This is a genomic window from Pseudomonas sp. 1176_21 (assembly GCF_052850635.1).
On the sequence record NZ_VXCV01000008.1, the window covers coordinates 175923 to 198574 of the forward strand.

12 protein-coding genes are annotated in these 22652 nt (G+C 66.9%); 5 read left to right on the forward strand and 7 right to left on the reverse strand.

Annotation, left to right across the window (positions count from 1 at the left end; translation table 11 throughout):
• Positions 1 to 21: 21 nt before the first annotated feature.
• The 4 genes from ccoP to ccoN are packed head-to-tail and all read right to left on the reverse strand — an operon-like array spanning position 22 to position 3200.
• Positions 22 to 957, reverse strand: a complete 936-nt coding sequence (gene ccoP / locus FW760_RS19325; protein WP_116053297.1) for a cytochrome-c oxidase, cbb3-type subunit III — start codon at positions 955 to 957, stop codon at positions 22 to 24.
• Entirely contained in the window at positions 954 to 1151 is a 198-nt protein-coding gene (locus FW760_RS19330) for a cbb3-type cytochrome oxidase subunit 3 (protein ID WP_043862388.1), read from the reverse strand. Before FW760_RS19330 ends, ccoP begins: the two co-directional genes overlap by 4 nt.
• A gap of 5 nt (positions 1152 to 1156) precedes the next feature.
• Positions 1157 to 1765, reverse strand: a complete 609-nt coding sequence (gene ccoO, locus FW760_RS19335; RefSeq protein ID WP_043862389.1) for a cytochrome-c oxidase, cbb3-type subunit II — start codon at positions 1763 to 1765, stop codon at positions 1157 to 1159.
• Between the two features lie 10 nt (positions 1766 to 1775).
• A complete protein-coding gene (gene ccoN, locus FW760_RS19340) occupies positions 1776 to 3200 on the reverse strand; it encodes a cytochrome-c oxidase, cbb3-type subunit I (protein WP_043862390.1) in 1425 nt (474 codons plus the stop codon).
• A 49-nt stretch (positions 3201 to 3249) separates the two neighbouring features.
• Between ccoN and FW760_RS19345 the strand changes: the two genes are divergently transcribed.
• Positions 3250 to 3939, forward strand: coding sequence for an alpha/beta fold hydrolase (locus FW760_RS19345; RefSeq protein ID WP_043862391.1), 690 nt, complete (start codon positions 3250 to 3252; stop codon positions 3937 to 3939).
• 81 nt (positions 3940 to 4020) lie between these two features.
• On the opposite strand, the gene ppnP is transcribed toward FW760_RS19345, so the two are convergent.
• On the reverse strand, positions 4021 to 4305 hold the full coding sequence (gene ppnP, locus FW760_RS19350) for a pyrimidine/purine nucleoside phosphorylase (RefSeq protein WP_088515639.1): 285 nt from the start codon (positions 4303 to 4305) through the stop codon (positions 4021 to 4023).
• Positions 4306 to 4375: 70 nt separating this feature from the next.
• Entirely contained in the window at positions 4376 to 4927 is a 552-nt protein-coding gene (locus FW760_RS19355; RefSeq protein ID WP_043862393.1) for an exonuclease domain-containing protein, read from the reverse strand.
• Between the two features lie 189 nt (positions 4928 to 5116).
• On the opposite strand from FW760_RS19355, the gene FW760_RS19360 reads away from it, so the two are divergent.
• Positions 5117 to 5872 (forward strand): substrate-binding periplasmic protein, encoded by a 756-nt coding sequence (locus FW760_RS19360; RefSeq protein ID WP_043862419.1) that lies wholly within the window; start codon positions 5117 to 5119, stop codon positions 5870 to 5872.
• A gap of 65 nt (positions 5873 to 5937) precedes the next feature.
• Positions 5938 to 6951, forward strand: a complete 1014-nt coding sequence (locus tag FW760_RS19365; protein ID WP_054915575.1) for a GNAT family N-acetyltransferase — start codon at positions 5938 to 5940, stop codon at positions 6949 to 6951.
• A gap of 140 nt (positions 6952 to 7091) precedes the next feature.
• Here FW760_RS19365 and FW760_RS19370 read toward each other — a convergent pair whose 3' ends face one another.
• The gene (locus FW760_RS19370) at positions 7092 to 7631 is read right to left on the reverse strand and encodes an RNA polymerase factor sigma-70 (RefSeq protein WP_043862395.1); all 540 of its coding nucleotides are present in this window, start codon (positions 7629 to 7631) and stop codon (positions 7092 to 7094) included.
• Between the two features lie 329 nt (positions 7632 to 7960).
• Between FW760_RS19370 and FW760_RS19375 the strand changes: the two genes are divergently transcribed.
• Positions 7961 to 20911 (forward strand): non-ribosomal peptide synthetase, encoded by a 12951-nt coding sequence (locus tag FW760_RS19375; protein WP_446443928.1) that lies wholly within the window; start codon positions 7961 to 7963, stop codon positions 20909 to 20911.
• A 160-nt stretch (positions 20912 to 21071) separates the two neighbouring features.
• Entirely contained in the window at positions 21072 to 22445 is a 1374-nt protein-coding gene (locus FW760_RS19380) for a sodium:proton antiporter (RefSeq protein ID WP_229590412.1), read from the forward strand.
• The last annotated feature ends 207 nt before the right edge of the window (positions 22446 to 22652 follow it).

Genomic DNA, 22652 nt, shown 5'->3' on the forward strand with positions numbered 1-22652 from the left:
AGGCTCAGTTACATCATCGTTTCACTTGGCAGTTACGTTCTCTGCCGGTTGCGACAGGCTGTAGACATAGGCCGCCAGCAGGTGGACCTTGTCGTTGCCCTGAATCTCCTGCTGCGCCGGCATCTGGCCCTGACGGCCGTAACGGATAGTCTGCTGCAGCTGGGCATAGCTCGAACCGTAGATGAATGCCTGCGGGTGGGTCAGGTCAGGTGCGCCCATCGCCGGGGTGCCTTTGCCTTCCGGTCCGTGGCAGGCCACGCAGTTGGTGGCGAACAGTTGCTTGCCGTTTTCCACGTCGGCCTTGGCGTCCTTGGGCAGGCTGCGGCCATCGAGGTTGGTCAGCACGAACCCGGCCACATCGGCCACGCCCTGCTCGCCGATCACTTCGGCCCAGGCCGGCATCACGCCGTGACGACCGCCCATGATCGAAGCCTTGATGGTTTCCGGGTCACCGCCCCAGCGCCAGTCATTGTCGGTGAGGTTGGGGAAGCCGTAGGCACCCTTGGCGTCCGAGCCGTGGCACACCGAGCAGTTGGAGGCGAACAGGCGACCGCCCATTTTCAGCGCCTGCGGGTCCTTGGCCACTTCTTCCACCGGCATGGCGGCGAACTTGGCGAAGATCGGCCCGAACTTGGCGTCGGCGCGGTCCATTTCCTTTTGCCACTCGTTGGCGCCGGTCCAGCCGTTCTCGTAGCCGGGCAGGATGCCTTTCCAGTTGCCCAGGCCCGGGTACAGGATCAGGTAGCCCACCGAGAACACCAGGGTGCCGACGAACAGCCAGAACCACCACTTGGGCAGCGGGTTGTCGTACTCCTCGATGCCGTCGAAGCTGTGGCCCATGGTCTGGTCGGTGGTGCCCTTGCTCTGGCCCTTGCGGGTGCTGAGCAGCAGCCAGGTCAGGCCGATCAGGCTACCGATGGTCAGTACGCAGATGTACGTACTCCAGAAGGTGGTCATTGCCCGTTACTCCTCGATTCGGATTCTTTGGCGGCAGGTACAAGGCGATCGTCGGCGAACGGCAGCAGGCTCGCTTCGGCGAACTCGCGGTCACGCCGGCCGCTGAACACCCACAGCGCCAGGCCGATGAAGGCGATGGCTACCAGCAGGGTGCCCAGGCCGCGCAACTGGCCGATATCCAGTGTGAAGTCCATGGCGCTTACCTCTTGTTCTTGATCGCGGTGCCGAGCACCTGCAGGTAGGCGACCAGCGCGTCCATCTCGGACTTGCCCTTGAGCGAGGCCACGGCGCCGGTGATATCGTCGTCGCTGTAGGGCACGCCCAGGGTGCGCATCACGCGCAGCTTGGTCTCGGTATGGCTGCTGTCGACCGGGTTGGCCACCAGCCACGGGTAGGCCGGCATCTTCGACTCGGGTACCACGTTGCGCGGGTTGTACAGGTGCGCACGGTGCCAGTCGTCGGAGTAGCGGCCGCCTACGCGGGCCAGGTCAGGCCCGGTACGCTTGGAGCCCCACAGGAACGGGTGGTCCCACACGCTTTCACCGGCTACCGAGTAGTGGCCGTAGCGTTCGGTTTCGGCGCGGAACGGACGGATCATCTGCGAGTGGCACTGTACGCAGCCTTCACGGATGTAGATGTCGCGGCCTTCCAGCTGCAGCGCGGTGTAGGGCTTCATGCCTTCGACCGGCTTGTTGGTGACGTCCTGGAAGAACAGCGGGACGATCTGGGTCAGGCCGCCGATGCTGACGGCAAACACCATCAACAGCACCAGCAGGAAGACGTTCTTCTCGATTACTTCGTGTTTCATCAGGTTCTCCTCAGGCCAGCTGCGCAGTGGCGTTGGCGGTCTCGCCCGCTGGGGCACGCACGGTGCGCCAGGTGTTCCAGGCCATCAGGAACATGCCGGTGAGGAAGATCGCACCGCCCACGAACCGCACGATGAAGCCAGGGTGGCTGGCCACCAGGGTTTCGACGAAGGAGTAGGTCAGGGTGCCGTCGGCGTTGACTGCACGCCACATCAGGCCCTGGGCGATGCCGTTGACCCACATCGAGGCGATGTACAGCACGGTGCCGATGGTCGCCAGCCAGAAGTGCGCGTTGATCAGGCCCAGGCTGTACATCTGCTCGCGGCCGAACACTTTCGGGATCATGTGGTACAGCGCGCCGATCGAGATCATTGCTACCCAGCCAAGGGCGCCGGCGTGTACGTGGCCGATGGTCCAGTCGGTGTAGTGCGACAGGGCGTTGACGGTCTTGATCGCCATCATCGGGCCTTCGAAGGTCGACATGCCGTAGAACGCCAGCGATACCACCAGAAAGCGCAGGATCGGGTCGCTGCGCAGCTTATGCCAGGCGCCCGAGAGGGTCATCATGCCGTTGATCATGCCGCCCCAGCTGGGCGCCAGCAGGATCAGCGACATCACCATGCCCAGCGACTGCGCCCAGTCGGGCAGGGCGGTGTAGTGCAGGTGGTGCGGGCCGGCCCAGATGTACAGGGTGATCAGGGCCCAGAAGTGCACGATCGACAGGCGATACGAGTACACCGGGCGCTCGGCCTGCTTGGGCACGAAGTAGTACATCATGCCCAGGAAGCCTGCGGTCAGGAAGAAGCCTACGGCGTTGTGGCCGTACCACCATTGCACCATCGCGTCGGTGGCGCCGCCGTACAGCGAGTACGACTTGGTCAGGCTGACCGGGATTTCCAGGTTGTTGACGATATGCAGGATCGCCACGGTGATGATGAACGCACCGAAGAACCAGTTGCCCACGTAGATGTGCTTGGTGGTGCGCTTCATCAGGGTGCCGAAGAACACCACGGCGTAGGCCACCCAGACGATGGTGATCAGGATGTCGATCGGCCATTCCAGTTCGGCGTATTCCTTGGAGCTGGTATAACCCAGCGGCAGGCTGACGGCCGCGAGCACGATCACCAGTTGCCAGCCCCAGAAGGTAAAGGCGGCAAGGCGTGGCGAGAACAGCACGGTCTGGCAGGTACGCTGTACCGAGTAGTAGGAGGCGGCGAACAGTGCACAGCCCCCGAAGGCGAAGATCACCGCGTTGGTGTGCAAGGGGCGCAGGCGCCCGAAGCTGGTCCACGGGAGGTCGAAGTTGAGTGAAGGCCAGACGAGCTGCGCGGCGAGAAAAACGCCGAGCCCCATCCCGACGATTCCCCACACCACCGTCATAATGGCGAATTGGCGGACCACCTGGTAGTTGTAGGCGGTACTGCTGGTTGTGTTCATGTATGGGTTCCCATCCACGGTTATAGGCAGGCTAAACAGCGAGGCAAGCATGAGTAATGGGCAAGTGGCCGGTATTGACGGGGATCAATGGGCGCAGTGGGTCGAACAACGCGGCTGGTTGTACGATGCCCCGCAAAATCAGGCAGATGCGTCGCCCCTGGGGTGCCTGATCCTGGCCCACGGCGCGGGCGCACCCATGGACAGCGCGTTCATGACCGACATGGCGCAGAGGCTTGCCGCGCAAGGGCTGGCGGTACTGCGCTTCGAGTTTCCCTACATGGCCCAGCGCCGGCTCGATGGTGGCAGAAGGCCGCCAAACCCCCAGGCCCGCCTGCTCGACTGCTGGCGCGAAGTGGTGGCCCAGGTGCGACCATTGGTCGCTGGGCCGCTGGTGATCGGCGGCAAGTCCATGGGCGGGCGCATGGCCAGCCTGGTGGCGGACGAACTGGGGGTGGATGCGCTGGTGTGCCTGGGGTATCCGTTCTATGCCGCAGGCAAGCCCGAGAAGCCGCGGGTGGCGCACCTGGCCGAACTGAAGACGCCAACCCTGATCGTGCAGGGCGAGCGTGATGCGCTGGGCAATCGCGAGACGGTGGAGGGGTATGCACTGTCGTCAGCCATCGAGCTGTGCTGGCTGGTGGCAGGGGATCATGACTTGAAGCCGCTGAAGGCCTCGGGGTTCAGCCATGCGCACCACCTGGGGGCGGCGGCGGACAGCATCGTGGCGTTTTTACGCTGATGGCCGCTTCGCCGGCAAGGCCGGCTCCTGCAACGACCGCAGTCCCCTGCAGGAGCCGGCCTTGTCGGCGAAGCCTTTGAATCAGTCGCGGTATTCGCACAGGTAGGCGGTATCGACCTTCACCTGCAGCTGGAACTTGCTGTCGGCCGGCACATTGAACTGGCTGCCGGCGGTAAAGGTTTCCCAGTTGTCGCTGCCCGGCAGCTTGACGATCAGGGCGCCGGACACCACGTGCATGATCTCGCGCTTGGCCGTACCGAACTCGTACTCGCCCGGGGCCATCACGCCGACAGTGGCCGGGCCTTCGGCGCCGGTGAAGGCGATCGACTTGACCGTGCCATCAAAGTACTCGTTGACCTTAAACATGGGCGACTCCTGAAAGGGGCAAAAAAGGGCTGGCCAGTATGCCCAAGCCTCCCGGTGGCGTCATCCGCTTTCAGGCGCCCTGGGCCGGCAGGCTCAGCGGCAGCAGGCGTGCGGTATTGCGCGCATCTTCCAGGGCGCGGTGCTGCTGCCCGACAAACTGCAGCCCGGCCAGGGCCAGCGCGCCCTTGAGCCCGGGCGGGCGTTTCAGGTGGCGGGCCTTGGCGAAGCGCTGCTTGAGGTTGAGGTGGCAGGTGTCGGCCAGCAGGCTGTGCACCTGGTGCACCTGCCATTCCTGCAGCAGCTGGCGGCGATCGTAGTCGCCCCAGCTGACCCAGCCCTGCAGGTGCGCCTGCTGATGCTGCAGCCAGTGCTCGAACCCGTCCCACACCTTGGCAAAGGAGGCGGCGGCGTCGATGTCCGCCTGGGCGATATGCGTCAGCTCACGGCAAAAGGGCGTCAGCAGCGGGCGCCGCCGGGGTTTGACGAAGCGCTGGAAGTGGTCCACCTCGCGGCCTTCGCGGTTGACCAGGCTGGCGCCGATCTCGATGATTTCCATGTCTTCGATCGGCCAGCCACCCTCGTCGGTGGTAGCTTCCAGGTCGATCACCAACCAGTGGCCCATGGCAGGCTCCTTGACAGATACTCGCCTGAGCGTAGCCAATCTGTGGCCTGTGCGGTATCCCGTGGCCATTTGCCTGATGGTTCTGCCAGTTGTGCAAGCGTAGGAAAACGCCTAGTTTAGGCGCGAACCCGTAAAGAGTGTGTTGCCTTGAGTTCAGCGTCACTGCCACAGGTCGTGCTCTCCCTGTCGATGCTCGCGGTGGCGTGGCTGACCACACCGGCGTGTGCCCAGGAGCAGATCAGGATCGGCGCAGCGCACTTTCCCCCGTACACCGTCAATCCCGAACGCGATACCGGCAGCGGCCTGCTGGCGCAGTTGATCCAGGCCTTGAACGCGCTTCAGGACACCTACCATTTCACGCTGGTGCCCACCTCCATACCGCGACGCTTTCGCGACTTCAACGAGGGTCGAATCGACATGGCGATCTTCGAAAACCCTGACTGGGGCTGGAAAGGCATCGACTTCGTCAAGGTCGATCTCGGCCTCGAAGATGCCGAAGTCTTCGTCACGCACAATATCGAAGGCCGCGGCCAGGGCTACTTCGACAGCCTGCAGGGCAAGCGCCTGGCGTTGTACAGCGGCTATCACTACGCCTTCGCCGGTTTCAATGCCGACGCCAGGTACCTGCAGCAAACATTCGGCGCCACCCTGACCTATTCCCACGACAGCAACCTGATGATGGTGCAGCGCGACCGCGCCGACGTGGCCTTGGTGACCCGTTCGTACCTGTACGACTTTCTGGCGCGCCACGAGGATTACCGAGGCCAGTTCCTGGCCTCCGAGCGTACCGACCAGACCTATCACCATTACGCACTGTTGCGTCCCCAGGCACCGATCAGTGGCGAGGCCTTTGCCCGTCTGTTGCAGCAACTGCACGAGAACGGTCAGTTGCAGGACATCTTCGGGCCTTACCAGATCGGTGTCAGCGCGGCTCATTCGCCCTAAATTCGCCCACGGTTTTCACGTCAACAGCAGTGAGATTGTCTCTTCCACTTCGTGAGCCCAAGACCATGCCTTCCGATACCGCAACCTGCGCGTTGTCCCTGCCGCGCTGGCGCAGCCTCAGCGCCGATGAAACCGACTGCCACCTGAGCCTGGTGCTCGAAGACACGCCATTGGTGCGCCTGCGTCTGGAGCGCGGTGACGACCTCAACGTGCACCTGCAATACACCTGCCCCGAGCGCCCACAGCAGGCGTTGTGGGCCGCGTGCTACTGGCTGTTTTCCCGCGATCCGGGGTGTCAGCGCCTGTGCTGGCATCTGGCGCAGGTGCCTGAGGCGGCACTGGCCAGCGGCCTGCTGGTGGCCGACGAACAGGCGGGGCGCTACCGCTGCGAGCGCACGCTGTTCTGGCAGTTGCCGCAACCGTGGCTGGGCGAATCGCTGTCGGGCGTGTACCCGCAGCAGATGCAGATCAGTGCCGGCAAGCGTCATCCGCGCCGTGCGCCCAAGCCGCGGGGGGAAGTGTATCGGCGCTTCGATGCGCGGCTGGGGGCCTGGATCTCGTTGCGGACCCTGGAAATCGACCACGACCTGGAGCGCTTCAACCGTTGGCAGAACAACCCGCGGGTGCTGAGCTTCTGGCAGGAGGGCGGCAGCCTCGAACAGCACCGCGACTACCTGAGCAAGCTTGAGGCCGACCCGCACACACTGACCCTGATCGGCTGCTTCGACGACCAGCCGTTTGCCTACTTCGAAGCCTACTGGGCCAAGGAGGACCGGATTGCACCGTTCTATGCGGCCGACGACTACGACCGCGGCATTCACATGCTGGTAGGGGAGCAGACGCACCGCGGGCCGCACAAGGTGGCCAGCTGGCTGTCGGCGCTGGTGCACTACCTGTTCCTGGACGACCCGCGCACCCAGCGCGTGGTGGCCGAGCCTCGGGCCGACAATGCCAAGATGATCGGCTACATGCACGACCAGTGCTTTCACTGCGAGAAGGAATTCGACTTCCCGCACAAGCGTGCGGCGCTGATGATCCTGGGGCGCGAGCGCTTCTTCGAGCGCTGCAGGCTGGTATAGGCCGGCACCCGATCCTGTAGGCGCCGGCGTTGCCGGCGAACCAGCAAAGGCGCTCGTGCTGCCGGACACCCGGCATCTGGCCTGGAGGATCGCCGGCAACGCCGGCTTCTACAGGGCAGCAGCGGCGCAGGGTGGCCCCTTCAGGCCACCTCACCCCGCGCCAGCGACACCTTGCGGCAATGCACCAGCGCATCGCGAATCATGAAGTTCACCAGGGTCGGCGACACGCCCAGCTCCTTGGCGATGTCCTTCTGCGGTACGCCATGCAGGCGGTACATCTCGAACGCATAGCGGGTGCGCTGCGGCAGCTCGCTCAGCGCATCGGCAATGTGCTCAAGCGTCGCGAAATTGATGTGCGTGGCTTCGGGCGAGGCACCATGGATGACCACATTCAGACCTTCCTCTTCGCTGCCGGAATACTTCAGCTCCATCGCCTGCTTGCGGTAATGGTCGATGGCCAGGTTGCGCACGATCTGGAACAGGTAGCTCAACTGCGCCTTGAACGACGAGGTGATCTGCGGGGCTGCACTGAGCCGGAAGAAAGCGTCCTGCACGACATCCTCGGCGCGTGAGCGACACCCGGTGATCCGGGCGGCAATTTTCACCAGAATGCTGCGATTGTCGACGAACGCTTGGAGTAACGGTGAATCGCACTTACTTGTGGACAGTTGTTCCGCCATGGAAATTTCACCTTGTTCTCGAAGAGGGAAGCGAAGCACTCCGCGAGGAGATGCTTCCTACGACGTGCGACAAGCTATTCTTAATGATAATTATTGTCAAATGCGAAAAGTAATACTTCAAACTGTTTTTTGGTTCTAAGCACCACCCCGTGATCCGCTTCGAAAATCACCTGTCGCCGCGCCACAGTGGCGCCTAATTATTTCACCCGTTCATCCGTTCCCCTGTGTACATCCTCGGCCCCTGAAGGGCGTGTGCCGGTGCCCGAACACCCGGCTCCCTGCGCCCCGCGATGCCGATTTTCACGTACAGACACTGGCAGGAACTTTCCATGACGGACGCCTTCGAACTCCCGATTACGCTGGTCCAGGCCCTCACCCAGCGTGCTGCGCTGACCCCTGAGCGGGTGGCCTTGCGCTTTCTCGCCGAAGACGCCCGCGACCAGGCCGTGCTCAGCTACCGTGACCTGCACCTGCGTGCATGCAGCATCGCCGCCGCATTGCAGGCGCGTGCGGTGCCGGGCGACCGCGCGATCCTGCTGTTCCCCAGTGGCCCGGACTACGTCGCCGCGTTCTTCGGCTGCCTGTATGCCGGGGTGATCGCCGTGCCGGCCTATCCGCCGGAATCCTCGCGCACCCACCACCAGGCCCGCCTGCTGTCGATCATCGAGGACGCCCAGCCGCGCCTGCTGCTGACCGTCGACAACCTGCACAACAGCCTGCTGGCCCTGGATGCACTCAAGGGCGAGGATGCGCCGCAGCTGCTCAGCGTCGATCACCTCGACGCCGGCCTGGGCGAGCAGTGGCAGGCCCCGTCGCTCAAGCCGGACGACATCGCCTTTCTGCAGTACACCTCCGGCTCCACCGCGCTGCCCAAGGGCGTGCAGGTCAGCCACGGCAACCTGGTGGCCAACGAAGTGCTGATCCGCCACGGCTTCGGCATCGACGTGAACCCCGACGACGTGATCGTCAGCTGGCTGCCGCTGTACCACGACATGGGCCTGATCGGCGGCCTGCTGCAACCGATCTTCAGCGGCGTGCCCTGCGTGCTGATGGCCCCGGCCTACTTCCTGGCGCGGCCGCAGCGCTGGCTGCAGGCGATCAGCGATTACCGCGGCACCATCAGCGGCGGGCCGGACTTCGCCTACCGCCTGTGCAACGAGCGCGTCAGCAGTGCGGCGCTGGCCAGCCTCGACCTGAGTTGCTGGCGCGTGGCCTATTCGGGCTCCGAGCCGATCCGCCAGGACAGCCTCGACAGCTTTGCCGACAAATTCGCCGCGTGCGGTTTCGTGCCCTCGAGTTTCTTCGCCAGCTACGGCCTGGCCGAAGCCACCCTGTTCGTCAGTGGCAGCGTGCGCGGCGGCGGTATCCCCGCGCTGGCGCTGGACAGCGCGGCACTGGCGCACAACCGCGCCGAAGCAGGCGAGGGCAGCGTGCAGATGAGCTGCGGCTTCAGCCAGCCGCTGCACGCGGTGCAGGTCGTCGAACCGCACACCCTGGCTGTGCTGGGCGACAACCAGGTGGGCGAGATCTGGGCCGCCGGCCCGAGCATCGCCCACGGTTACTGGCGCAACCCCGAGGCCAGCGCAAAGACCTTCGTCGAGCACGGCGGGCGCACCTGGCTGCGCACCGGCGACCTGGGCTTCATGCGTGACGGCGAACTGTTCGTCACCGGGCGCCTGAAGGACATGCTCATCGTGCGCGGGCACAACCTCTACCCGCAGGACCTGGAAAAGACCCTGGAGCGCGAGGTCGACGTGCTGCGCAAGGGCCGCGTGGCAGTGTTCGCCGTCGACGACCAGGGCGAGGAGGGTATCGGCATCGCGGTGGAGATCAGCCGCAACGTGCAGAAGGTCATCGAGCCGGCGAACCTGATCCGCACCCTGCGCCAGGTCATCGCCGATGCCTGCCAGCAGGCACCGGCGGTGGTGCTGCTGCTCAACCCCGGTGCGTTGCCCAAGACCTCCAGCGGCAAGTTGCAGCGTTCGGCCTGCCGCCTGCGCCTGCACGATGGCAGCCTGGACTGCTACGCCCGCTTCCCGGAGGCCCAGGCGCCTGCCGCACGCCACGCGGCGCCGAGCGGCGACGGGTTGCAGGCGCTGATCGCGCGGCTGTGGTGCGAGCAACTGAACGTGGCCGAGGTGGGCGAAGACGATCACTTCTTCCTGCTCGGCGGCAACTCCATCGCCGCCACCCAGCTCACGGCGCGCCTGCGTGACGAACTGGGGCTGGAACTGAGCCTGAGCCTGCTGTTCGAAGCGCCGACCCTGGCAGGCTTCACTGCCCAGGTGGCCCGCCTGCACATCGACGGCGGGGTGGCCCAGGGCGCCATCGCGCAATTGCCCCGCGAACAGGCGCTGCCGCAATCGCTGGCTCAGGCCCGGCTGTGGCTGCTGTGGCAACTGGAGCCTGGCAGTGCGGCCTACAACATCCCGGGGGGCCTGCGCCTGCGCGGCGAACTGGACGAGGCTGCGCTGCGCAGCAGCTTCCAGGCGCTGGTGGCCCGCCATGAAGCGCTGCGCACGGTGTTTGCCGACCACCACGGCCAACCGGTGCAGCGCGTGCTGGCGAACCTGGCGTTGCAGGTGCACAGCCTGGACCTGGGGCACGAAACCCCGGCCCGCGTTCAGCAGTTGCGCGAAGACGAGGCGCGCCAACCCTTCGACCTGGAGCGCGGGCCGCTGCTGCGGGTCACCCTGGTACGCCAGGGCAACGAAACCCATCAGCTGTGGGTGACCCTGCACCACATCATCGCCGACGGCTGGTCGATGAGCATTCTGCTGGACGAATTCGCGCGCCTGTATGCCGCCGCCTGCCAGGGCCAGCAGGCGCGACTGAATACGTTGCCGGTGCATTACGCCGACTATGCCAGCTGGCAGCGCCAGTGGCTGGCCCAAGGGGAAAGTACCCGCCAGCTCGCCTACTGGAAGACCTTGCTCGGCGATGCGCAGCCGGTGCTCGACCTGCCCACCGATCACCCGCGCTCGGTGCAGCAGCGCAACAGCGCCACGCGCCTGAGCCTGCGTCTTGAGCCGGCGCTGGGCACTGCACTGCGCCAGGTGGCCCAGGCCCACGATGCCAGCCTGTTCATGCTGTTGCTGGCGGCCTGGCAAACCCTTCTGCACCGCTACAGCGGCCAGCGCGACATCCGTGTCGGCGTGCCCAATGCCAACCGCCCGCGCCTGGAAACCCAGGGCCTGGTCGGCTTCTTCATCAACCCCCAGGTGCTGCGTGCCGAGCTTGACCCGCGCCAGCCCTTCAGTGCCTTGCTGGCCCAGGTGCGCCAGCGCACCCTTGAAGCCCAGGCCAACCAGGACCTGCCGTTCGAGCAGTTGGTCGAAGCCTTCCCCGAGGCCCGCGAGCAGGGCCTGTTCCAGGTCATGTTCAACCACCAGCAGCGCGACCTCGGCGCCTTGCGCCGCCTGCCGGGGCTGTTGGCCGACGAACTGGCGTGGCACAGCCGCGAGGCCAAGTTCGACCTGCAACTGCACAGCGAAGAAGACCACCAGGGCCGCATCAGCCTTTCCTTCGACTATGCCGACGAGCTGTTCGACGCTGCCAGCATTGAGCGCCTGGCCGCGCAACTGGTCAGCCTGCTGCAGCAGGTGAGCAGCGCGCCGCAGCTGCCGCTGGCCGAGCTGAACCTGCTCGACGCCCCGGGCCGCGCCCAACTGCTCGACTGGGGCCAGGCCCCGGCAGCGGCCCCCGGCCAGTGGCTGGTGGAGCAACTCAACGAACAGGCGCGCAGCACCCCGCAGCGCACCGCGCTGGTATGGGCCGGCGGCAGCCTGGACTACGCGAGCCTGCACACCCAGGCCAACCGCCTGGCCCATTACCTGCGCGACAAGGGCGTGGGCCCGGACGTGTGCGTGGCGATTGCCGCCGAGCGTTCGCCGCAGCTGCTGGTGGGCCTGCTGGCGATTCTCAAGGCCGGTGGTGCCTACGTGCCGCTGGACGTCGACTACCCGGCCGAGCGCCTGGCCTACATGCTCGCCGACTGCGGCGCAAGCCTGCTGCTCAGCCACAGCGAGGTGCTCGAACGCCTGCCCCAGGTCGAGGGCGTGAGTACCATCGCCATGGACACCCTGCACCTGGACAACTGGCCCAGCCAGGCGCCGGGCCTGCATCTGCACGGTGACAACCTGGCCTACGTGATCTACACCTCCGGCTCCACCGGCCAGCCCAAGGGCGTGGGCAACACCCATGCGGCCCTGGCCGAGCGCCTGCACTGGATGCAGGCCACCTATGCGCTGGACGAACACGACGTGCTGCTGCAAAAAGCCCCGATCAGCTTCGACGTGTCGGTGTGGGAATGCTTCTGGCCGCTGGCCCAGGGCTGCACGCTGGTGCTGGCCGGCCCCGGCGAGCACCGCGACCCGCAGCGCATCGCCGAACTGGTGCAGCAGCATGGCGTGACCACGCTGCACTTCGTGCCGCCGCTGTTGCAGGTGTTCGTGCAGGAGCCCCTGGCGGCCGCCTGTACCAGCCTGCGCCGGGTGTTCTCCGGCGGCGAGGCGTTGCCGGCGGCGCTGCGCGACCGTGTGCTGCAGGAACTGCCGCACGTGGCACTGCACAACCGCTATGGGCCGACCGAAACCGCGATCAACGTCACCCACTGGCACTGCCGCCGTGAAGACGGCCTGCGCTCGCCCATCGGCCGGCCCCTGGCCAACGTGCAGTGCCAGGTGCTCGATGAGGAGCTGGCGCTTTCGCCTGTGGGGGTGCCCGGTGAGCTGTGCCTGGGCGGTGCGGGCCTGGCCCGTGGCTACCTGGGCCGGCCGGGCCTCACCGCCGAACGCTTCGTGCCCGGCGCCGACGGCCAGCGCCTGTACCGCAGCGGCGACCGTGCGCGCTGGCTGACCGACCTGGGGGCACTGGAATACCTGGGCCGCATCGACCAGCAGGTCAAACTGCGCGGTTTTCGTGTAGAGCCCGAAGAGGTGCAGGCCTGCCTGCTGGCCCAGCCGGGCGTGGAGCAGGCCGTGGTGCTGGTACGCGACACGGCGGCCGGCCCGCAACTGGTCGGCTACTACACCCACGCGCACGACTGCGGCGAAGCATTGCTGAGCGCACTGGCGGCGCAATTGCCGCCCTACATGGTGCCCGCGCAACTGGTGCACCTGGCGCAGATGCCGCTGGGCCCCAGCGGCAAGCTCGACCGCAAGGCGCTGCCCGAGCCGAGCTGGCAGCAGCGCGTGCATGTTGCCCCGGTCACGCCGCTGCAACAGCAGATCGCCGCCATCTGGTGCGATGTGCTGGGCCTGGCGCGGGTCGGCCTGGACGATGACTTCTTCGCCCTCGGCGGGCACTCGCTGCTGGCCACCCAGATCATCGCCCGCACGCGCCAGGCCTGCGACGTCGAACTCCCGCTGCGCACCCTGTTCGAAGCCAGCGCGCTGGGCGCCTTCGCCGCGCGCATCGAGGCGCTGCAACTGGCCGGGCAGCACAACCTGCAAGGCGAAATTACGCGCATCGACCGCAGCCAGCCGGTGCCGCTGTCGTACTCGCAGCAGCGCATGTGGTTCCTCTGGCAGATGGAGCCGGACAGCCCGGCCTACAACGTTGGCGGCATGGCGCGCCTGCGCGGGGTGCTGGACGTCAGCCGCTTCGAACAGGCCCTGCAGGCGCTGATCGTGCGCCACGAAACCCTGCGTACCACCTTCCCGAGCATCGATGGCGTACCGTACCAGGCCGTTTCGCCCGACACCGGGCTGGTGATGAACTGGCTGGATTTTTCGGCCCACGACCAGGTGCAGCGCCAGCAGCGCCTGCAGGCCCTGGCCGACGAGCAGGCGCACCAGCCGTTCGACCTGGAGACCGGCCCGCTGCTGCGTGCCTGCCTGGTCAAGGCCGGCGAGCAGGAGCACTACTTCGTGCTCACCCTGCACCACATCGTCACCGAAGGCTGGGCCATGGACATCTTTGCCCGCGAGCTGGGCGAGCTGTACGAAGCGTTTCTCGACGACCGCGATTCGCCGCTCGAACCGCTGCCGGTGCAGTACCTGGACTACAGCGTGTGGCAGCGCCAGTGGCTGGAGGCCGGCGAGCGCCAGCGCCAGCTGGACTACTGGCGCGCACAGCTGGGCGATGAACACCCGGTGCTGGAATTGCCCGCCGATCGCCCGCGCCCGGCGGTGCAGAGCCACCGCGGCGAGCTGTACCGCTTCGACCTGAGCGATGAGCTGGCCGCCAGGGTGCGCGCCTTCAATGCCGAGCATGGCCTGACCCTATTCATGACCATGACCGCCACCCTGGCGCTGCTGCTGTACCGCTACAGCGGGCAGACCGACCTGCGCATCGGCGCACCGGTGGCCAACCGCATCCGCCCGGAAAGCGAGGGGCTGATCGGCGCCTTCCTCAACACCCAGGTGCTGCGTTGCCAGCTGGACGGGCAGATGCGCGTGGCCGACCTGATCGAGCAGGTGCGTCAGACCGTGATCGACGGCCAGTCGCACCAGGACCTGCCGTTCGACCACCTGGTCGAAGCCTTGCAGCCACCGCGCAGCGCCGCCTACAACCCGCTGTTCCAGGTGATGTGCAACGTGCAGCGCTGGGAATTCCAGCAGAGCCGCCAACTGGCCGGCATGCAGGTGGAGTACCTGGTCAACGACGCCCGGGCGACCAAGTTCGACCTCAACCTGGAAGTCACCGACCTCGACCGTCGCCTGGGCTGCTGCCTGACCTACAGTTGCGACCTGTTCGACGCGCCGCGCATCGCGCGCATGGCGGCGCACTGGCAGCGGTTGCTCGACGCCTTGCTGGCCGACCCGCAGCAACGCCTGTGCGAACTGCCGCTGCTGGGCCAGGGCGAGCGCCAGGCCCTGTTCGACAACCTGGCCGGCGACCCCGCAGCGCCGGGCCTGAACCGCACCGTGCATGACCTGTTCAGTGCACAGGCCCAGCGCACCCCGGATGCACTGGCACTGACCTTTGCCGGCGAACACCTGAGCTACGCCCAGCTCGATGCCCGGGCCAACCGCCTGGCGCGGGTGCTGCGCGAACGTGGCGTGGGCCCGCAGGTGCGGGTGGGCCTGGCGCTGGAGCGTTCGGCGCAGCTGGTGATCGGCCTGCTGGCGATCCTCAAGGCCGGCGGCGCCTACGTGCCGCTGGACCCGGAATACCCCCTCGAACGCCTGCAGTACATGATCCAGGACAGCGGCATCGGCCTGCTGCTGGGCCAGCGCGCGCTGTTCGACAGGCTGGGCGAGCTGCCGCCCGACGTGGCCCGCTGGTGCCTGGACGACGACGCGGCGGCGCTGCACGGCTACAGCGCCGAGGCCTTGCCGTCACTCAGCCTGCCGGGCCACCAGGCCTACCTGATCTACACCTCCGGCTCCACCGGCAAGCCCAAGGGCGTGGTGGTCAGCCATGGCGAGATCGCCATGCACTGCCTGGCGGTGATCAAGGCGTTCGGCATGCGCAGCGACGACTGCGAGCTGCACTTCTATTCGATCAACTTCGACGCGGCCACCGAGCGCCTGCTGGTGCCATTGCTCAGCGGCGCACGGGTGGTGCTGCGCGCCCAGGGGCAGTGGGGCGCCGAGGAAATCTGCACGCTGATCCGCCAGCAGCAGGTCAGCGTGCTGGGCTTCACGCCGAGCTACGGCAGCCAGCTGGCGCAATGGCTGGCCAGCCGCGACGAACAACTGCCGGTGCGCCTGTGCATCACCGGCGGCGAAGCCCTGACCGGCGAGCACCTGCAACGCATTCGCGAGGCGTTCAAGCCGGCGCAGTTCTCCAATGCCTACGGCCCCACCGAAACCGTGGTGATGCCGCTGGCCTGCCTGGCACCACCGGCCCTTGAAGCGGGCGCCGGCAGTGTGCCGATCGGCCGGGTGATCGGCGCCCGCGTGGCGTACATCCTCGATGCCGACCTGGCGCTGCTGCCGCAGGGCGCCATTGGCGAGCTGTACATCGGTGGCGCAGGCCTGGCCCAGGGCTACCATGATCGACCTGGGCTGAGCGCCGAACGCTTCGTCGCCGACCCGTTCAGCCAGCGGGGCGGGCGCCTGTACCGCACCGGCGACCTGGTGCGCCAGCGCGCCGACGGGCTGGTGGAGTACATGGGGCGTATCGACCATCAGGTGAAGATCCGCGGCTTCCGTATCGAACTGGGTGAAATCGAAAGCCGCCTGCTGGAACATGCCGACGTGCGCGAGGCCGTGGTGCTGGCGCTGGACATGCCCGGCGGCAAGCAACTGGCTGCCTACCTGGTGTGCGAGCAGGCACAGGCCGGCGCCGAACAGCAGGCGGCGCTGCGCGACAGCCTCAAGGCACAACTGCGGGTGAACCTGCCCGACTACATGGTGCCCGCCCACCTGGTGCTGCTGGATCAGATGCCGCTGACCGGCAACGGCAAGCTCGACCGTCACGCGTTGCCGCTGCCGGACAGGGAGCAGGGCCGCGAGCACTACGAGGCGCCACGCAGCGAGGTGGAGCAGCAACTGGCCGCGATCTGGCGCGATGTGCTCAACGTCGAGCGCGTGGGCCTGCAGGACAACTTCTTCGAACTGGGCGGCGACTCGATCCTGTCGATCCAGGTGGTCAGCCGCGCCCGCCAGCTGGGCCTGCACTTCAGCGCCCGCGACCTGTTCCAGCAGCAGACCGTGCAGACCCTGGCCACGGTGGTCAGCCGCAGCCAGGCCACGCTGATCGAACAGGGCCCGCTCAGCGGCGCCGCAGCGCTCACGCCGATCCAGCACTGGTTCTTCGACAGCGACGTGGTGCAACCGCAGCACTGGAACCAGGCCGTGCTGCTGGCGCCTGCCGAACGCCTGGCCGGCGACGCGCTGGAACAGGCTCTGCAGGCGCTGGTGGCGCATCACGATGCACTGCGCCTGCGCTTTTGCGAGGGCCGCGCCAGCTACGCCCCGGCCGATACGCGCGCACTGCTGTGGCAGGCTTCGGTGGCCGATCTGCAGGATTGCCAGGCCCTGTACAGCGATGTGCAGCGCAGCCTCGACCTCGCCGACGGCCCGCTGCTGCGTGCGCTGCTGGTGGAGGACGGGCAGGGCGCCCAGCGCCTGCTGCTGGCGATCCATCACCTGGTGGTGGATGGCGTGTCGTGGCGCGTGCTGCTCGAAGACCTGCAGGCGCTGTACCGTGGCCAGCCGCTGGCAGCCAAGACCAGCGCGATGAGCCACTGGGCCGCACGCCTGGCCACCTATGCCGGCAGCGACTCGCTGCGTGACGAGCAGCACTGGTGGCAGGCGCAGCTCAGTGCCGCCACCCGCGAGCTGCCGTGCGACCACCCCCAGGGTGCCAACCTGCACCGCCAGGCGCACACCGTCAGCGTGCAACTGAGCCAGGGGCAGACGCGCCAGTTGCTGCAGCAGGCCCCCGCGGCCTACCGCACCCAGGTCAACGACCTGTTGCTGACCGCGCTGGCCCGGGTGCTGTGCCGCTGGAGCGGCGATACCTCGGTGCTGGTGCAGCTCGAAGGGCATGGCCGCGAGACCCTGTTCGACGAGATCGACCTGAGCCGCAGCGTCGGCTGGTTCACCAGCGCCTACCCGCTGCGCCTGAGCCCGCTGAACATCGAGGAGGCCGCCGGGCAGGCGGCCTCGATCAAGGCGATCAAGGAGCAACTGCGCAGCGTGCCGCACAAGGGCCTGGGGTATGGGGTACTGCGCTACCTGGCCGATGACGCCACCCGCGAAGCCATGGCCGCGCTGCCCCAGGCGCGCATCACCTTCAACTACCTGGGCCAGTTCGACCAGCAGTTCGGCAGTGCGGCGCTGTATCAGCCGGTGGACGAACCCGCGGGCCTGGCCCACGACCTCGACGCACCGCTGCCCAACTGGCTGAGCGTCGACGGCCAGGTGTACGGCGGCCAGTTGCAGCTGCGCTGGAGCTTCAGCCGCGAGCGCTTCGACACCCAGACCATCGAAGAGCTGGCCCGCGCCTACCTCGGCGAGCTGGCGAGCCTGATCGTCCATTGCCTGGATGACGCCAACGGCAGCTTCACGCCGTCGGACTTCCCGCTGGCGCGCCTGACCCAGGCACAGATCGACAGCCTGCCGGTGCCCGCCGCGCAGATCGAGGACGTGTACCCGCTGACCCCGATGCAGGAGGGCATGCTGCTGCACACCCTGCTCGAACCGGGCACCGGCATCTACTACATGCAGGACCGCTACCGCATCAACAGCGAGATCGACCCGCAGCGCTTCGCCCAGGCCTGGCAGGCGGTGGTGGCGCGGCACGAAGCCCTGCGCGCCTCGTTCTGCTGGAATGCCGGCGAAGGCATGCTGCAGATCATTCACAAGCCCGGCACCACGCCCATCGACTATCAGGACTGGAGCGCCGACCCGCAGGCCGATCACGAAGCACGCCTGCAGGCCCTGCACAAGCAGGAGCGCGAGGCCGGTTTCGAGCTGTTGCAGCAGGCGCCGTTCCACCTGCGCCTGATCCGCGTGGGCCAGGCGCAGTACTGGTTCATGATGAGCAACCACCACATCCTCATCGATGCCTGGTGCCGCTCGCTGCTGATGAACGACTTCTTCGAGCTCTACCTGGCCCTGGGCGAGGGCCGTGAGGCGCAGCTGGCGACGCCGCCGCGCTACCGCGACTACATCGGCTGGCTGCAGCACCAGAGCCTGGACGAGGCGCGCCAGTGGTGGCGGCAGAACCTGCAGGGCTTCGAGCGCACCACCTACCTTCCAAGCGACCGCCCGCTGCTGCGCGAGCACGCGGGCGATCACGGCGGCATGCAGGTGGGCGACTGCTACACGCGCCTGGCGGTGGAGGACGGGGTACGCCTGCGCGAGCTGGCCCAGGCCCATCAGCTGACCGTCAACACCTTCGCCCAGGCGGCCTGGGCGCTGGTGCTCAGCCGCTTCAGCGGCGAGCGTGACGTGGTGTTCGGCGTGACCGTGGCCGGGCGCCCGGTCAGCCTGCCGCAGATGCAGCACACCGTGGGCCTGTTCATCAACAGCATCGCACTGCGTGTCACCCTGCCGGCCCCCGGCGAGCGGTGTTCGGTGCGCCAGTGGCTGCAGGGCCTGCTGGAACGCAACATGGAGGTGCGCGAGTACGAGTACCTGCCGCTGGTCAACATCCAGGAATGCAGCGAACTGCCCAAGGGCCAGCCGCTGTTCGACAGCCTGTTCGTGTTCGAGAACGCCCCGGTCGAAGTGGCGGTGCTGGACCGCGCCCAGAGCCTGAATGCAACCTCCGACTCGGGCCGCACCCACACCAACTTCCCGCTCACGGCGGTGTGCTACCCCGGCGACGACCTGGGCCTGCACCTGTCGTTCGACCAGCGCTACTTCGACCGCGCCACCGTCGAACGCCTGCTGGGCGAATTCAAGCGCCTGCTGCTGGCGCTGATGGAGGGCCTGCACGGCGATGTGGCGCAGCTGGCACTGCTGGGCGAGCAGGAACAGCGCTTCCTGCTGCAGGACTGCAACCGCAGCGAGCATGCCTATCCGCTGCAGCAGAGCTACGCGGCGTTGTTCGAGGCGAGGGTGGCGGCGCATCCCGATCGGGTGGTCGCACGCTGCCTCGAACAGCACTGCAGCTACGCCGAGCTGAACTGCCAGGCCAACCGCCTCGGGCATGCCCTGGTGGCGGCCGGGGTGCAGGTCGACCAGCCGGTGGCACTGCTGGCCGAGCGCGGGCTGGCGCTGCTGGGCATGATCGTCGGCAGCTTCAAGGCCGGCGCCGGCTACCTGCCGCTGGACCCGGGCCTGCCCGGCGCGCGTCTGCAACGCATCGTCGAGCTCAGCCGCACCCCGGTGATCGTCTGCACCCGGGCCTGCCTGGCCCAGGCACAGGCCCTGATCGACGAACTGGGGTGTGCCGGGCGGCCGCGCCTGCTGGTGTGGGAGGACATTCAGGCCGGCGACGGCAGCGAAGCCAACCCGGGCATCTACAGCGCGCCGGACAACCTCGCCTACGTGATCTACACCTCCGGCTCCACCGGCCTGCCCAAGGGCGTGATGGTCGAGCAGCGCGGCATGCTCAACAACCAGCTGAGCAAGGTGCCGTACCTGCAACTGGGCGAAGCGGACGTGATCGCGCAGACCGCCTCGCAGAGTTTCGATATATCGGTGTGGCAGTTCCTTGCCGCGCCGCTGTTCGGCGCGCAGGTGGCGATCGTGCCCAATGCCATCGCGCACGATCCGCAAGGGCTGCTGGAGCATGTGCAGGCCGCCGGCATCACGGTGCTCGAAAGCGTGCCGTCGCTGATCCAGGGCATGCTGGCCAACGAGCGCCAGCACCTGAGCGGCCTGCGCTGGATGCTACCCACCGGCGAGGCGATGCCGCCGGAGCTGGCCTGGCAGTGGCTGGAGCGCTACCCGCAGGTCGGCCTGGTGAATGCCTACGGCCCGGCCGAATGCTCCGATGACGTGGCGTTCTTCCGCGTCGATGCGGCCTCCACCCAGGGCAGCTACCTGCCGATCGGCACGCCGACCGACAACAACCGCCTGTACCTGTTCGGTGAAGATCACGAGCTGGTGCCGCTGGGCGCGGTGGGCGAGCTGTGCGTGGCCGGCACCGGGGTAGGGCGCGGCTACGTGGGCGACCCGCTGCGCACGGCCCAGGCGTTCATCCCGCACCCGTTCGGCGCCCCGGGCGAGCGTCTGTACCGCACCGGCGACCTGGCACGCCGGCGTGCCGACGGGGTGCTGGAGTACGTGGGGCGCATCGATCACCAGGTGAAGATTCGCGGCTACCGCATCGAACTGGGCGAAATCGAGGCACGTCTGCATGAACAGGTCCAGGTGCGTGACGCGGCGGTGGGCGTGCAGGAGGGTGCCAACGGCAAGCACCTGGTCGGCTACCTGGTGGCGGCCGACAGCCGTGCCGACACGGCGCCATTGCTGGAACAGGTTCGCCAGCGCCTGCGCGCCGAACTGCCGGAGTACATGGTGCCGCTGCACTGGGCGTGGCTGGCCGAGTTGCCGCGCAACGCCAACGGCAAGCTCGACCGCAAGGCGCTGCCGGCCATCGAGTTCGGCCAACAGCACAGCCAGGCCTACCTGGCGCCGCGCAGCGAACTGGAGCAGCAGCTGGCTGACATCTGGGTCGATGTGCTCAAGGTCGAGCGGGTGGGGGTGCGCGACAACTTCTTCGAGTTGGGCGGGCATTCGCTGCTGGCCACCCAGATTGCTTCGCGGGTGCAGAAGGTGCTGCAACTGAACGTGCCGCTGCGGGCCATGTTCGAATGCAGCAGCGTGGAGGAACTGGCGATCTATGTGGAGGGCCTCGAGGCCACCGTGCTGAGCGACGACAAGGTCGACCGGCTGAGTGACCTGATGGCTTCGCTGGAGGCGTTGTAGGCAGCCGAGCGGGGCATTTTGGTTTAGCATCCATGCTTCGCTCATGCGCGCCAGCCTTCGGGCTGGCGCGCTGCTGTTCATCTGCACACGGTCGGTATCGATGCGCCTTTTCCCTGCTTTGTTTCGTGGTTGTTCCTGTCTGTCGCTGCTGGCGGCCCTCTTGTTGCTGTGCCTGCCGGGCATCGCCAGCGCCGCCGAGGTCGATGGCGCGCGCATGGGCCTGCTGTGGGGCGTGCCGTTTGCCGGCATCCTGCTGAGCATCGCCTTGCTGCCCATCGTGGCCGCACCGCTGTGGCATCACCATTTCGGCAAGATCACCCTGGGCTGGACGCTGCTGTTCGCGCTGCCGTTCTGCTTTGCCTTCGGCTGGCACGCCAGCCTGGGACTGGGCGTGCACGTACTGCTGGCCGAGTACCTGCCGTTCATCATCCTGCTGTTTGCGCTGTTCACCATTTCGGGCGGGATCGTGGTGGAGGGCAACCTGCATGGCTCGCCGTGGCTCAACACGCGGTTGCTGGCGCTGGGGGCGGTGCTGGCCTCGGTGATGGGCACCACGGGGGCGGCGATGCTGCTGATCCGCCCGCTGCTGCGTGCCAACGACAACCGCAAGCACACCGCGCACGTGGTGGTGTTCTTCATCTTTCTGGTGGCCAACGTCGGCGGCGGCCTGACCCCGTTGGGCGACCCGCCGTTGTTCCTGGGTTTTCTCAAGGGTGTGAGCTTTGCCTGGACCCTGCAGCACATGGCCTTGCCGGTGGTGCTGCTGGCGGTGCCGTTGCTGGGCGTGTTCTACCTGATCGACCGCTACTACTATCGCCGCGAAAACGAGATGCTGGCCGAAGACCCGACGCCGGATGCGCCGTTGCGCCTGCTGGGCAAGCGCAACTTCCTGCTGTTGGCGGGCGTGGTGCTGGCGGTATTGATGTCGGGCCTCTGGAAGCCGGGGATTGGCGTCGAGCTGATGGGCACTCGGGTCGAGGTGCAGAACCTGTTGCGTGACGGCCTGCTGGTGGTACTGGCCTTGCTGTCGTTGTGGTTCACCCCGCGCGGCCTGCGGGTTGCCAACGAGTTCGACTGGGGGCCGATCGTCGAGGTGGCCAAGTTGTTCGCGGGCATCTTTCTCACCATTGCCCCGGTGATTGCGATATTGCGGGCCGGCAGTGACGGTCAGTTGGCGTGGTTGGTGGCGAGCGTGAGTGGTGCGCAGGGCGAGCCGATCGACAGCATGTACTTCTGGTTGAGCGGGACCTTGTCGAGCTTCCTGGACAATGCGCCGACCTATTTGCTGTTCTTCAACATGGCGGCTGGGGATGCGCAGGTGTTGATGGAGCGCATGCCGCAGACCTTGCTGGCGATCTCCATGGGTTCGGTGTTCATGGGGGCGATGACCTACATTGGCAACGCGCCGAACTTCATGGTCAAGGCGATAGCCGAGCAGCGCGGGGTGAAGATGCCGAGCTTCTTCGGGTACATGGCGTGGTCGTGTGCGGTGCTGTTGCCGTTGCTGGTGGTGTTGACGCTGGTGATGCTGTAGCGCCACCCCAACCCCCAAAGGCCATGGTGCGTTGCAACCGTTGTAGGAGCCGGCCTTGCCGGCGAAGTGCCGCGCGGGCGGCGCTCGATCCTGAGGGCGCTGCAAGGGTGTCGACTGGCCCATGATGGCCCTACTGCGATCTTCGGCCGAACAAACAAAGCTGACAACACCGATCCCACAGGCCATGGCACGTTGCAGCAAATGTGG